Annotated in this window: 11 protein-coding genes; 6 read left to right on the forward strand and 5 right to left on the reverse strand. The window is 64.7% G+C overall.

What is annotated here, in order from left to right; genetic code table 11:
- Positions 1–123: 123 nt before the first annotated feature.
- The gene (locus QMX78_RS16200) at positions 124–1,032 is read right to left on the reverse strand and encodes a DUF808 domain-containing protein (RefSeq protein WP_282271444.1); all 909 of its coding nucleotides are present in this window, start codon (positions 1,030–1,032) and stop codon (positions 124–126) included.
- A 144-nt stretch (positions 1,033–1,176) separates the two neighbouring features.
- Here QMX78_RS16200 and QMX78_RS16205 point away from each other — a divergent pair, with 144 nt between their 5' ends.
- On the forward strand, positions 1,177–2,871 hold the full coding sequence (locus QMX78_RS16205) for an AarF/UbiB family protein (protein ID WP_282271459.1): 1,695 nt from the start codon (positions 1,177–1,179) through the stop codon (positions 2,869–2,871).
- Positions 2,872–3,313: 442 nt separating this feature from the next.
- The gene (locus QMX78_RS16210) at positions 3,314–5,413 is read left to right on the forward strand and encodes a phosphoglycerol transferase I (protein WP_282271446.1); all 2,100 of its coding nucleotides are present in this window, start codon (positions 3,314–3,316) and stop codon (positions 5,411–5,413) included.
- A 266-nt stretch (positions 5,414–5,679) separates the two neighbouring features.
- Here QMX78_RS16210 and QMX78_RS16215 read toward each other — a convergent pair whose 3' ends face one another.
- Together QMX78_RS16215 and QMX78_RS16220 are read right to left on the reverse strand one after the other, a co-directional pair.
- Positions 5,680–8,100, reverse strand: a complete 2,421-nt coding sequence (locus QMX78_RS16215; RefSeq protein WP_282271448.1) for a DUF3772 domain-containing protein — start codon at positions 8,098–8,100, stop codon at positions 5,680–5,682.
- An 88-nt stretch (positions 8,101–8,188) separates the two neighbouring features.
- Positions 8,189–8,437 (reverse strand): hypothetical protein, encoded by a 249-nt coding sequence (locus tag QMX78_RS16220; RefSeq protein WP_282271449.1) that lies wholly within the window; start codon positions 8,435–8,437, stop codon positions 8,189–8,191.
- Positions 8,438–8,625: 188 nt separating this feature from the next.
- Here QMX78_RS16220 and QMX78_RS16225 point away from each other — a divergent pair, with 188 nt between their 5' ends.
- From QMX78_RS16225 to QMX78_RS16235, 3 genes are all read left to right on the forward strand, one after another.
- A complete protein-coding gene (locus QMX78_RS16225) occupies positions 8,626–9,120 on the forward strand; it encodes a lipocalin family protein (protein WP_282271450.1) in 495 nt (164 codons plus the stop codon).
- A 30-nt stretch (positions 9,121–9,150) separates the two neighbouring features.
- A complete protein-coding gene (locus tag QMX78_RS16230; protein ID WP_282271451.1) occupies positions 9,151–10,362 on the forward strand; it encodes an FAD-dependent oxidoreductase in 1,212 nt (403 codons plus the stop codon).
- A gap of 108 nt (positions 10,363–10,470) precedes the next feature.
- Complete coding sequence (locus QMX78_RS16235) at positions 10,471–10,938, forward strand: hypothetical protein (protein WP_282271452.1); 468 nt, start codon at positions 10,471–10,473, stop codon at positions 10,936–10,938.
- Between the two features lie 114 nt (positions 10,939–11,052).
- Here QMX78_RS16235 and QMX78_RS16240 read toward each other — a convergent pair whose 3' ends face one another.
- Positions 11,053–11,376 carry a DUF6122 family protein gene (locus tag QMX78_RS16240; protein ID WP_282271453.1) on the reverse strand — a complete coding sequence of 108 codons (324 nt, stop codon included), beginning with the start codon at positions 11,374–11,376 and terminating at the stop codon, positions 11,053–11,055.
- Positions 11,377–11,558: 182 nt separating this feature from the next.
- On the opposite strand from QMX78_RS16240, the gene QMX78_RS16245 reads away from it, so the two are divergent.
- Positions 11,559–12,029 (forward strand): DUF1456 family protein, encoded by a 471-nt coding sequence (locus tag QMX78_RS16245; protein WP_282271455.1) that lies wholly within the window; start codon positions 11,559–11,561, stop codon positions 12,027–12,029.
- Between the two features lie 194 nt (positions 12,030–12,223).
- Here the strand turns inward: QMX78_RS16245 and QMX78_RS16250 are convergent, their stop codons facing one another.
- Positions 12,224–12,685 carry a hypothetical protein gene (locus tag QMX78_RS16250; RefSeq protein ID WP_282271457.1) on the reverse strand — a complete coding sequence of 154 codons (462 nt, stop codon included), beginning with the start codon at positions 12,683–12,685 and terminating at the stop codon, positions 12,224–12,226.
- Positions 12,686–12,868 lie beyond the last annotated feature (183 nt).

Raw genomic sequence — 12,868 nt, forward strand, 5'->3', positions numbered from 1 at the left:
GGCGTCAGCCGCGAAGCAGGCAATCCATCAGATGCCTGTCATGCAGGCACCATTGCTGATGCCTGAAGCATTCCCTGCTTCGCGGCTGACGCCGCTCCCACAATCAAGGGAGGAATACCGGCTTCAATGCGCCGCTTTCGCCCCACGCATACGCTGGATCATGGTCACCACGGTCAGCACCACCGCGCCGATTATGATGCCCACCACCATGCTGCCAAGCGCATTGGCCAGCCATTCCAGATTGGTCGGCCCCAGCCCGAGCACGAAGTGGTGCAGGGCCGGAATTGCATGCACCAGTATGCCGCCACCCACCAGGAACATCGCCGCGGTGCCGGCAATCGACAGGCCGCGCATCAACCATGGCGTGGCATACAGCAGGCCGCGTCCAACTGCCGCCAGCGCGCGGCCCTTGTCCAGCAACCACGCACCAACGTCATCCAGCTTGACGATGCCCGCAACCAGGCCATAGACGAACACCGTCATGCCCAACGCAATCGCGATCAGGGTGGCAACCTGCTGGCTGAAAGGCGCATGCGAGATCACCCCCAGCGACAGCACGATGATCTCCGCCGACAGGATGAAGTCGGTGCGCACCGCGCCCTTGATCTTGTCCTTCTCGAACGCAACCAGATCCACCTTCTCATCGGCCATGGCCTTCAGGCGCTCGGCCTTGTGCGCCTCGTCCTCATCCTTGGAATGCAGGAACTTGTGCGCCAGCTTCTCCACGCCTTCGTAGCAGAGAAAGGCACCGCCGATCATCATCAGCGGGGTGATCGCCCACGGCAGCCATGCACTGATCGCCAAGGCCGCCGGCACCAGGATCGCCTTGTTGACCAGTGAGCCCTTGGCCACCGCCCACACCACCGGCAACTCACGGTTGGCAGTGACGCCGGTAACCTGCTGCGCGTTCAAGGCCAGATCATCACCGAGCACGCCCGCGGTCTTCTTGGCGGCGACCTTGGTGAGGATGGAGACGTCATCCAGCAACGCGGCAATATCGTCGAGCAGGGCAAACAGGCTGGCTCCAGCCATGGGTCACCGTAAGGTCATGAGACAGGGGAAGGGAGGATTCTCACTCATTCGCGGCTGGATCGGGGCATGGGGCCACGTATTCACCCGCCGGCAACCCGGCTGCGGCCACACTGCAGCTTCGGCCGCCAGGAAGATCCCCGCTTGATGGACCCGACCAACAGCGACAACCCGACCACCGTCGGCGGCAACAGCCGACGCCAGCAGATCGTGCGGCTGCTGCTGCGCTACCGCAGTTCGGGGGTGTTCTCCGGCATCTCGCTGGATGGCGAAATCCCGCGCCTGGGCCGGCCACCGGCCGCCGGCAATCCCACCCAGTTCGTCGCTGATCTGGAAGCGCTGGGCACCACCTTCGTCAAACTGGGCCAGGTGCTGTCGACCCGCCCGGACATGATCCCGCCCGAATACGTGGCTGCGCTGGAACGCATGCAGGAAAAAGTCGCGCCGATCCCGGTGGAACAGATCCGCGCAGTGATCGAGGACGAGCTGGGCGCACCGGTCAGCAAGCTGTTTGCCTGGTTCGACCCGCAGCCACTGGGCAGCGCTTCCATCGCCCAGGTCCACCAGGCCGAGCTGCACGATGGCCGCCAGGTTGCCATCAAGGTTCAGAAGCCCGATGTCGCCGCCCAGCTGCGTTCGGATATCGGTGTGCTGCGCAGCTTCGCCACTGCCGCCGATCACCTGACCCGGGTCGGCCGCAAGGTGCGCTTCTCCGACTGGCTGGGCGAGTTCGCCAAGACCCTGCGCATGGAGCTGGACTACGAGGCCGAAGCTGCCAACCTGGCGCGTTTCGGCCAGCATCTGGCGCCCTACCCCGAACTGTGGATACCGCAACCGGTGTGGGACCTGTGTGGACGCCGCGTGCTGACCATGGAACTGGTGCAAGGCGTGCGGGTGGATGCGATCCCACCGGTACGCCGCACCGAGCAGTCGATGGTGCCGCTGGCCGCCGCACTCGTCCGCGGCTATCTGGACCAGATCTTCGTGCATGGCGAAATCCATGCCGATCCGCATCCCGGCAACCTGCGCGTCACCCCCGAGGGCCGGCTGGCGATCTTCGACCTGGGCATGGTCGCGCATGTGCCGCCACGGCTGCGCCAGCGCCTGCTGAAGGTATTGTTCGCCGCAGTGGATGGCCGTGGCGAGGAAGTGGCCGACGAGATCATCGGCATCAGTACCCGCCTGGAGGACTACGACGAGGAGCGCTATCTGCGCGAGACCGGGCAGATGATTGCCCGCTACGCTGCCAATGGCACCTTGTCCGAAGGCCATGTGGTGCTGGAGATCGTGCGCATCGCCACCTCCAGCAACCTGCGCACGCCACCGGAGCTGAGCCTGCTCGGCAAGGCGCTGCTCAATCTGGAAGGCGTGTGCCGCTTCCTGGCGCCGGAGATGCAAACCCGCAAGGTTGTCGAACGGCAGCTGCAGCATGTGATGCGCGCACATTTCCGCAAGTCGTTCTCGGCGGCCAACCTGGCCAGCGAGGCGATGGAGCTGCAACAGCTGCTGCGCAACGGCCCGCGCCGCATGTCCGACATCCTCAGCGTGCTGGCCGAGAACCGGCTGCAGATGAAGGTCACCGGCCTGGACGAATCGCGACTGATGGAGAACATCCAGAAAGTTGCCAACCGCATCGCAGCAGGCTTGATCACCGCTGCACTGCTGCTGTCCTCGACATTGTTGATGCGCGTGCCGACACGTTGGACGCTGTTCGGCTATCCCGCATTTGCAATGCTGCTGTTCCTGCTGGGCGTGATCATCGGCCTGGGGCTGATCGTCAGCTCACTGCTGTTTGATAGGCGCACCAGAGCACGCGCCCGCGAAGAGCGCGGCCATCGCTGAGTGTAGATGCGGCATCTGTAGCCCGGGTAAGCGCACCCGGGACCTGGCGATGCTTGCACTCACGCAACAGCACCACAGATGCACACAAGCCTTGATCCTGCATTAGCAGGCGCAAGCTGTATTGCTTCGATCATGTCCAATCCCGGCTGCGCTGCGCTTGCCCAGGCTACGCGTCCAAGTGCATTGCATCGCGCGCAATGCCAGCAGCAGTTGCCAACCTGTGAAATCAAGTCAAAAAGCACACTCTCTCACAACAACTCACAGCATTCAGCCTGCAACACATAGCGCGCAACTGATGATGAATGCAGCAGCGCCGTCCCAACATTTCAGTCAGGTTACGGCAGGCAAGATCCAGATGCTTCTGCCACGACACTGAAACAACAGTGTGTAGAGCGATGACGGCCAAGGCCGTCGCCCCTGTCTCCACTACCCACGTGACCGCATGCATTGGATCATCTGGCTGTCTCTGGCAGCACTGTTCGTATTGTTGATGTTGTCACCCACCCTGGCCCGCGTGAAGGCAGGTCTTCTATCGCTGCTGCTGTTGGCACTGAGCAGCTGGTGGCTGATCGACAAACTCAGCGGTGATGGCATCAACTCGGCCACGCTGTACCACCTGCGCAGCGACATGGAAGGTGCCGGCGTTGGCGACTTCAGCGCCTACATCATCGGCTTCATCGGCCTGGTGATCATCTCGCTGACCCCATTGCTGTTGCTGCGCGTGCGTCGCCTGCAGCGTCCACGCCATGGCGTGGCAGTGTTCGGCGGCTTCGCCGCACTGCTACTGACAACACTGCTGCTCAGCCCGTTGTACACCGACGGCAAGCGCATCTATCAGCAGATGCAGCCGGTGGACTACAGCGCGGTAGCACCTGAATACCAGTTGCCATCAAAGGCGCTGGCGCAGCGGCCGAACATCGTCTGGATCTACGGCGAGAGTCTGGAACGCACCTATTTCAACGAAGACGTCTTCCCCGGGCTGATGCCCAACCTGACTCGGCTTGCTGGCGAAGGCCTGGATTTCCGCAACATCGCCTCGGCCGACGGCAGTGGCTGGACCATCGCCGGCCTGGTGTCCTCCATGTGTGGCGTGCCGCTGACCACCGCGCAGGGCGACGAAAACAGCATGGGCCGGATGGGCCGCTTCCTGCCCGAAGCCTTCTGCCTTGGCGACTATCTGAAGCAGCAGGGCTACAGCAACCACTACATGGGCGGCGCCAACGGGCAATTCGCGGCCAAGGCGGACTTCCTCAACTCGCACGGCTTTGACGACGTGCGCGATCTGGAATGGTTCCAGCAGCAGAACATCGCCAAGCGCCATTTCTCCAATTGGGGCGTGCACGATGACGTGCTGCTGGAACGCGCCTACGAACGTTTCCTGGAACTGTCCGAGCGCGGCCAGCCCTTCATGCTGACCGCGCTGACCATGGACACCCACCACCCGGCCGGGCATCTGCCGGTTGCCTGCAAGAACACCCGCTACCGCAGCACACACGGCAATATCGGCCTGCTCAATGCGCTCAAGTGCAGTGATCGCTTGATCTCGCGCCTGGTCGATCGCATCCGCAGCAGCGCGTTCGCCGACAATACGCTGGTGGTGGTGGCCTCGGATCATCTGGCCATGCCCAATGACCTGAGCCATGTGCTGGAAAAGCAGAAGCGCGAGAACCTGCTGCTGTTCCTGGGCAACAAGCTGCAGCCGCGGCAGATCGTTGCGCAGGCGGGCACCACGCTGGACTCGGGTGCTACCGCGCTGCAGCTGCTGGATCCGGCGATCGATGCGATCGGCTTTGGCCGCTCGCTGTTGAAGCCGGCACCCGCGGCCAGTGCCAGCGTAGCGGCCACCAGCGGTGATACGAAGACCTACGCCCGCTATAGCGCGTTCGCACGCTCGCTGTGGCTGGGTGAACAGACCCGCATGCTGCGGCTGGATGACGACCAGGTACTGGTCGGCGTACAGAAGGTGCAGCCACCTGTACTGCTGGAATACGACCAGCAGTGGGACCTGAAATCCGTGTACCTGGAGAACACGTCACGCAAGTTCGAGGAGGCCGATCCGCAACATCGCCTGGCCTATGTCGATCGCTGCACCGCGTTTGAAGATGGCTCGGCCGATGGCCAATGGTGCGCCCTGCTGCTGGACAGCGATCAGGGCATGCGCCTGTACCGCGATGCGCAGCTGCGCCGTGGCATCGCCGTGGATGCACCCTTGCAGGCCTTCAGCGGGCCACGCCCGAGCGTGCGTCAATCACGCATGATCAGCCGCCAGCCGCGCCACACCAGTCCCGGCCGATACGTACTGGAGCTGTATGCCGCACAGCGTCCGCAGCGCGGCTTCTGGGTGGAAGCGGTGGCATCAAAGCGCAACGTGGTGGTGGCACAGCAATGGGTACAGCCCGATAGCGAAGGCCGCATCCGCATGCCGCTGGGCGTGGACCGGGAGATCGATGACCTGGAGATCCGCGCCTGGCTCAATCACGCCGAGCAGCTGGCGGTCGACGACTATGCGCTGGTGCCGACCAGTGGTCATCCGAGGTCGTGACCAAGCTCTTGTAGGAGCGGCGTAAGCCGCGAAGCTGGCAATGTTGCAATCGCCATTGCAGTCGCAATCCAATGGATCAATAGCTTCGCGGCTTACGCCGCTCCCACAAAGAGACCTTTCCATTGGCTAGCGACAAGCCTCAGCCGCGAAGCTGGCAATGCTGCAATCGCTATTGCAACCGCAATCTGACTGACCATCAGCTTCGCGGCTGACGCCGCTCCTGCAAATCACCGGCAACGCCCCTGCCGAGCCTGGCTCGGCACTGCCTAGGCCTGCGGGGGATCGCGCACCAGATGGATGTCGGTCGGGGTGACCAGGGCGATGCCGGCGCCGGCAGTCTGCTCCAGCAGTGCGAACAGCACATCACTGCGGGTGCCGTATACGCTCCGCGACGATGACACGTAGGCAAAGCTGTTCACCGCCACCTGTCCACCACTGATCGAATCAATGAAGAACGACGGCGCCGGATCGATCAGCACCGTTTCGTTTGCCGCGTAGATCCCCAGCAGCAAGGTCCGCAGCTTGCCCATGTCGGTGCCCAGCGGCACCGAGAACTGCACCTGGATGCGGCCCAGCGCATTGGCCATGGTCATGTTGCGGATGGTCTTGGTGATCAGCTCCGAGTTGGGCACGATCAGGGTGGAACGATCGCCCACCTGGATCTCGGTCGAACGCACCGAAATGCGGCGGATATCGCCCTCCTGGTCACCGATCTTGATCCAGTCACCGATCTTCACCGGGCGTTCGGCCAGCAGGATCAGGCCGGAGACGAAGTTCTGGGTGATCGCCTGCAGACCAAAACCAATGCCCACCGACAAGGCGCTTGCCAGCAGAGCTACCTTTTCAAAGCCGATGCCCAGCGCCGCCAGGGCCCACAGGCCAGCCAGCACGATGCCGAGATAGTGGGCAACGGTGCTGATCGAATTGCGTGCACCGATATCCAGGTCGGTCTTGGGCAGATAGGTATCCACCAGCCAGCGCTGCACCACCCGCATCAGCGCCAGGCCCAATACCAGCACCAGCACCGCGCTGATGATCGAGGCCGGCGTCAGCAGGTTGCCGCCGATCTTGATGCCGGCCGACAGGCGCTCCAGCCAGCCATACAGGGCGCTGACGTTGCCGAACGGTGCAACAAAGGCGGTGATGCCCAGCATCACCAGCGCGAGCCGTGACGTGGCCGACAGCAATACACCGGCCTGTTCCAGGCGATTGGAGGACAAGCCGGTCGACAGCCGCAGCATGCGCCCGGCAGCACTGTCCGGTGCCAGCAGCCACAACGCGAAGTCATCGGCGAAGCGCGTCAGCAACGTCGTCGCCAGCACGATCACCGTGCCCCAGACCATCTGCTGGGCGGTGAACATGGCGAAGTTGAGGTAGCCGAGCAAGGTCGCCACCAGCGCGGCGAAGATGCTCAGGTAGCCTCCCAGGCGCGCCACGATCAGCCAGCCACTGCGCGGTGCACGCGGCGAGCGGCCGCTGCTGGTGTTCGCTGCTTCGGCCTGTGCGGCCTGTGCGGCGCGGCGCCGATGCAGGCCGGCCAAGGTCGCCAGCATGCTCATGATCAACACCACGTAGGTCAGTGCGATCAGGCCATCCAGGGTCACCGTGCCCACCGCCGAGGTGCGCGCCGCGCGATTGACGTCGCGCAACAGCATGGTCAGCCAGGTCAGGCTGGCCGCACCCCAGGCAAAGCGCCGCAGGCGGGCGGCGGCGACATCATCGATATCCAGCAGGCGCCAGGTCGGCCGCGACGGCACCAGCAGGCTGGCCGCCACCGCACCGATGAAGGCCGCCACGAAGGTGGCGACGACGAACATGTCGGCCACCGATTCCAAGCGCGGCGCGATCGCATCGATTGCCCGCAGGCTGGCCACCAGTACCGTGGCCGCCAGCCCGGGCAGCAGGGTGCCGACCAGCAGCAGCCACACCGCAAGCCCAGTGCGACGCAGGCGTCCGTCCGGGGCGCGCTCGGAGGCGGCATAGCGGCGGCCAAGGTAGCGCAACCAGATCCGCAGCGGGAACAGCATCAGCAAGGCCAGCGAGGCGCCCAGCAGCGGCATGCCCCAGCCCTGCTTGCGGGCTGCCTTCAGCAGGGCATCGTGGGCCTGCCGGTACAGCGACCGGAAGCGGGCGAGATCGTCAGGCACATGCGCACCAAACTCGCGCCACAGTGCCGGCGACAGCGGCGAAGCCACCTTGCGACCCATCTGCTCGCCAAACTGCTGGGCACGCATCTTCTCGATGGCTTCGTTGGCCTGCTTGGCCTCCTCGGCCAGCAGCTTGCCGCGCTTGATGTCGGCATCGATCTGGCTGCGTTGCTGGTCCAGCAGCTTGCGCTGGCGGGCGATACCCGACTCTTCCCCGCCCTCTGGTGCCGGCCCGAGCTGCTCGATGCGGGCATCGAGCTGGGTCAGTTCCGGCTGCAGCGCCGCGACGCTGGCCTCGGCCTCGCGCTGCGCCTGGGTGGCACGCTCGGCCAGGGTTTTCAGGGTTTCCGGCGCGTCGGCGTCATTGACCGCACGTTTGACCGCCGCGACCGCGCGCGAGGCCTGTTCTATGCGGGTCTGCGGACTGCTGTCAGCCGCCGCACCATCGGGCGCGGCCCAAGCCACATTGCCGGCAGCCAGGCCAACCAGCAGGACAAACAACAGCGCGCGCAGCGGATGCAGAAAGCGTTGGGCAAGCAAGGCAGGACACCGGATCGCGCGGACCACCGCGCCTGCCGGGAACTATATGTCAGTGCGCGTCCACATCCTGCAAAACCGTGCCCACTCTTCAGTACTCCAGCGACAGCTCGACGATGTGGTGGCGGTTGAGCTCGTAGATTTCCATGAACTCATCCTCGGTCAAGGCGTGCGGCGCGTAGATCGCCACCGGCTCCCACACCTGTGTGGTTGGCTGCGGCTGGCGTGGACCTGCACGCAGGCAGAACCCCTGCCCCTCGTACTCAACCACCTCCGGCAACTGCTCCCAGCGCTCGCGCGCATAGCGGTTCTGCCCCTTGAGCAGGATCACGACAAACATGGAGAACTCCTGTTTTCGGACGACACCAGCCTAGCGCAGCCCGATTTTCCCGGCGCGAAGAAACGCTGCCCTCGATGGCAGCGATTCAGTGAATGGTGAATCAACCTGCCCGGCACAATCCCTTAACCGGCAGTGGCCTATAGCTGTTGCCCCGGCGCGCCCCCGCGCCACCGCCGAAGAGGTCAACCATGACGCAACACTCCTCCCTGGCAACTGTTCCGCACGTGGACCTGCAGCGCTACCTGGGCACCTGGTATGAAGTGGCGCGCCTGCCGATGCGCCACGAACCCGAGGATGCCACCGACATCAGCGCCCATTACTCGCTCAACGAAGACGGCAGCGTACGCGTGCAGAACCGCTGCCTGCATGACGGCAAACTGGAGGAATCGATCGGCCAGGCAACTGCGGTCGATGACAGCAACAGCAAGCTCGAAGTCAGCTTCCTGCCCGAGGGCCTGCGCTGGATTCCCTTCACCAAGGGTGACTACTGGATCATGCAACTGGACTCGGCCTATACCACCGCGCTGGTGGGCAGCCCCGACCGCAAATACCTGTGGCTGCTGGCGCGCCTGCCGCGGATGGATACCACCACCCGTGACCACTACATCGCCTATGCACAGCAGCAGGGCTTTGACACCAAATCCTTGATCCACACCCCGCATACCGGCCACCCGACCGGCTGACAACCGCTGCAGCGGCGAACGGAGGCGCGCATGGACCTGAAGAGTGGCTACCCGTTCTGGGCCATCAAGAATGGCCTGATGCATGCCTTCGCGCCGTTGCAGCAGGATCTGCGCTGCGAGGTGGTGGTGGTTGGCGGTGGCGTCACCGCCGCGCTGATCGCCGATGAGCTGGTGCAGCATGGCCATGAGGTTGCGGTCATCGAGCAGCGTGATATCGGCTGGGGCTCCACTGCCGCCAGCACCGCGCTGCTGCAGTACGAAATCGACACGCCCCTGCGCGAGCTCGCCAAACGTCATGGACTGGAGGCAGCAGTGCTGGCCTACCGTGCCTGCGAGCAAGCCATCGAAGCGTTGCGGGTGTTGGCCGCGCAGGTGGACGACGTCGATTTCCGCACCGCGCGCAGCCTGTATTACGCCAGCCGGCGCCGCCACCTGGGACCGCTGCTGGAAGAATTCGATCTGCGCAGCCGGCACGGCTTCGCGGTGGATTGGCTGGACGCCGCGGGCGTCGCCGAGGAGTTCGGCTTCAGCGCGCCCGGCGCGATTCTCAGCACACCGGCCGCAAGCATGGACCCTTACCGCATGAGCTACCGCCTGCTGATCCGGCTGCTTGCACGGGGTGCGCGGGTCCATGACCACTGCCGCATCGATGCGGTCGAGACCAGCACCCGGCGGGTGCAGCTGCGCACCGCCGATGGCCTGCGCATCGAGTGCAAGCAGCTGGTGGTGGCTACCGGCTACGCGGCCCAGCAGTGGTTGCGCCAACGTGTTGCGCGCAACCGCAGCAGCTATGCGTTTGTCACCGATCCAATGCCGACAGATGCACTGGCGCAACTGCGCGACACCTTGCTGTGGGAGACCGCCCGCCCCTATCTCTACCTGCGCACCACCGCCGACCAGCGCCTGCTGGCCGGCGGTGAGGACGATGCCATCGACCTGCCGCTGCGCCGCGATGCGCAGGTGGATCGCAAGGCGCAGCGGCTGGCAGCAAAGGTCGGCAAACTGTTCCCGCAACTGGCGATGACGCCGACCTTCGCCTGGGCAGGCACCTTTGCCGAGACCGAGGACGGCCTGCCCTTCTTCGGCCCGCACCCGCAATGGGGGCCGCGCGTGCATTTCGCCATGGCCTACGGCGGCAATGGCATCACCTATTCGATGCTGGGTGCCGGCCTGATCCGCGCCGCCATCGAGCGCCGCCAGCACCGCTTGGCGGAGTTGTTCTCCTTCCAGCGCCTGGCCTGAAAGTTCCCCTGCACCGACGGTGATCGACAGCCATCGTTCAACGCTTTTCTGTTAGCGTCCATGTTGCCCGCCAGCACGGCGTGGTCCCCGTACCGGAGCACCTGCAACATGATCCGCACATCACTGATCGCCGTCCTGTTGTTGGCACCTGCCCTGGCCATGGCGCAGGACGATGCCGCCAGCACTGCGGGCGGGCTGGACCTGAGCGTGCCGCAGGCACCGCTGCGCTACCTGGGCGATACCTACAAGGGCGATGCGCCAGGCACCTATTACGGCGACCACAGCGGTCGCGGCCTGGCCAAGAAGGACAGCAATCCAGGCGCCGAGGTAATGGACGACAAGCTGCAGGTGCATGGCGCGATCAGCGCCGGCATCGGCTATTCCAAGGCCTACGGCAACAGCAATTGGCAGGCCGTGGACCTGAACCTGGGCAAGAACTACAACACCGACGAGGGCGAGAGCCGTCGGGTGAACCTGAACATCCATATGAGCAAGAGCGAAGGCCCCGGTCCCTATGGGTATGGCCCTTACGGCCCTGGCCCGGGCTTTGGCCCCGGTCCCTGGGGCGGCTGGTAAGCCGCTCCCACGTACGTCAGGCGCGGCTGGTAAGCCCGCCCCTGCTACTCCTGGCGGCTACCGAGCCCGCCGTTCCCCGGTTCCAGCGGGTGGCAACCCCGTCCAGGCGGCAACCTAGCGGCCGGCGTGCATCCACAGGCAATCCAGCGCATCCAGCGCGATATGCACCAGCAGGCCGATGCCGAACAGGCGGGTCCGCTTGGGCAGGGTCAGCCCCGCATACAGCACGATGGCCGGCGCGGTATGCAGCGGGTGGAAGCCGATGCTGCAGCGGTTGGGGGCATAGATCGGGTCGGCCAGCAGGTGGTCCAGGTCGATCACCCAGCCCAGCAACAGCAACAGCCAGGCCTTGCCGAACTGCGGCCGCCAGAACAGCCAGGCCAGCAGTGCAGGCACCGCCACATGCAGGCACAGGTGCAGGATCGCGCGTGAACTCATTGCCGGCCCGCCAACGACAGCGTGGCAGACCGGGCCCCGATGGGCCGCGCGGGAACGGGTGCGTATGGGAGCATGCGGACGGACTTTGCTGAACCAGCTCCGATTGTAGGCTGGGGGCCCACCGGTGCGGCGTTACACTATGCCCCCGCCGGCATCTCCGCCGCGGTGGTTCCGGAGTGGCAATGATCAACAACGACGTACTGCGCAGCATCCGCTACATGCTCGACCTCAGCGACAGCATGGTGGTGGACACCATTCACCTGGCCGATTCCAGCTTTGAAGTGGATGCCGCCCAGGTGCACGATTTCCTGCGCAAGGACGACGAGCCGTTGTTTGAAGCCTGCCCGGACGCGGTGCTGTCGCGTTTCCTGGACGGTTTGATCTACCACTACCGTGGCCGCGACGAATCGCAGCCGCAGCGCCCGCCGGAAAAACGCATCACCAACAACATCGTGCTGAAGAAGCTGCGCGTGGCCTTCGAACTGAAGGACGTGGACATGCATGCGATCTTCGAGGCGGCGGGCTTCCCGATGTCCAAGCCGGAGCTGTCGGCACTGTTCCGCCAGCCAGACCACAAGAATTACCGCGAATGCGGCGACCAGGCCCTGCGCAACTTCCTCAAGGGCCTGACCCAGCGCGTGCGTCCGGCGTAAGCGACTGTGGGATGTGGGAGCGACAGCTCTCTTGTGGGAGCGGCGTAAGCCGCGAAGCTGACAATGCATTCGCGCCGGAGATTCTCTTCGGCCGATATGGCGTTGTCCGCTGCTTCGGAAACAACTGTGGCTTCGCGGCTTACGCCGCTCCCACAAAAGCTGCAAAAGCTGCAACGCCCGCGCGGTCTGACCGTTTACAGAATCCGGTAAACCCGCGCCTTTGGCAGGTCTTCGTCCACCTGCAGGAACCAGCGCCCGGCGATCCCCGGGATCACCTCGATCTCCGGCGACTGCAAGGCAGTGCGCAGGCGCATCTGGCCTTTGAGCACCTTCCATTGCTGGCCATTGGCCAGCACGAACACAGTGCCCGGTTCCCAGCCCTCCACCGTTCCCTGCACGCTGCTGTGCACCGGCCCTTCTTCCAGGCCGATCTGCATGGGGGCCGGCGTGGGCGTGGCGGCGGCCACTGGTGCCGGTGATGGCGCTGCTTCGCTGAGCATGCGATTGAGCAGCTGCAGCTGCTGAGCACTCAAGCCGACCTGCTGCAGCTGTTCGGCGCTCAGGCGCTGCTCCAGCGGCAGGTAGTCACGCTGCTGGCTCCAGGCCAGTGGGGTGGTCGACAACAGCATCGCGGCGAGCAGCAGGCGGGTCTTCATACGCAGGGTCCTTCCGGCCGATGCCGGTTGCGGCGCACTTTGCTGCAGTTTGGTTGCAGTGGTGTTACATGAAGCAAAGCAAGAGCTTGCCCTCACCCCAACCCCTCTCCCGCAGGCGGGAGAGGGGCTCGGATCACGTCGGCTGCTAGTCCACTAGCCCCTCTCCCGCGTGCGGGAGAGGGG

Source organism: Stenotrophomonas sp. PS02298 (assembly GCF_029959445.1).
Classification (GTDB): Bacteria; Pseudomonadota; Gammaproteobacteria; order Xanthomonadales; family Xanthomonadaceae; genus Stenotrophomonas.

Excerpts from the sequence above, each read along its gene's own strand:
- QMX78_RS16235 (WP_282271452.1), top strand. The coding sequence starts at position 10,471 with ATGATCCGCACATCACTGATCGCCGTCCTGTTGTTGGCACCTGCCCTG.
- QMX78_RS16225 (WP_282271450.1), top strand. The coding sequence starts at position 8,626 with ATGACGCAACACTCCTCCCTGGCAACTGTTCCGCACGTGGACCTGCAG.
- QMX78_RS16230 (WP_282271451.1), top strand. The coding sequence starts at position 9,151 with ATGGACCTGAAGAGTGGCTACCCGTTCTGGGCCATCAAGAATGGCCTG.
- QMX78_RS16205 (WP_282271459.1), top strand. The coding sequence starts at position 1,177 with ATGGACCCGACCAACAGCGACAACCCGACCACCGTCGGCGGCAACAGC.
- QMX78_RS16210 (WP_282271446.1), top strand. The coding sequence starts at position 3,314 with ATGCATTGGATCATCTGGCTGTCTCTGGCAGCACTGTTCGTATTGTTG.
- QMX78_RS16250 (WP_282271457.1), bottom strand. The coding sequence starts at position 12,685 with ATGAAGACCCGCCTGCTGCTCGCCGCGATGCTGTTGTCGACCACCCCA.
- QMX78_RS16200 (WP_282271444.1), bottom strand. The coding sequence starts at position 1,032 with ATGGCTGGAGCCAGCCTGTTTGCCCTGCTCGACGATATTGCCGCGTTG.
- QMX78_RS16245 (WP_282271455.1), top strand. The coding sequence starts at position 11,559 with ATGATCAACAACGACGTACTGCGCAGCATCCGCTACATGCTCGACCTC.
- QMX78_RS16220 (WP_282271449.1), bottom strand. The coding sequence starts at position 8,437 with ATGTTTGTCGTGATCCTGCTCAAGGGGCAGAACCGCTATGCGCGCGAG.
- QMX78_RS16240 (WP_282271453.1), bottom strand. The coding sequence starts at position 11,376 with ATGAGTTCACGCGCGATCCTGCACCTGTGCCTGCATGTGGCGGTGCCT.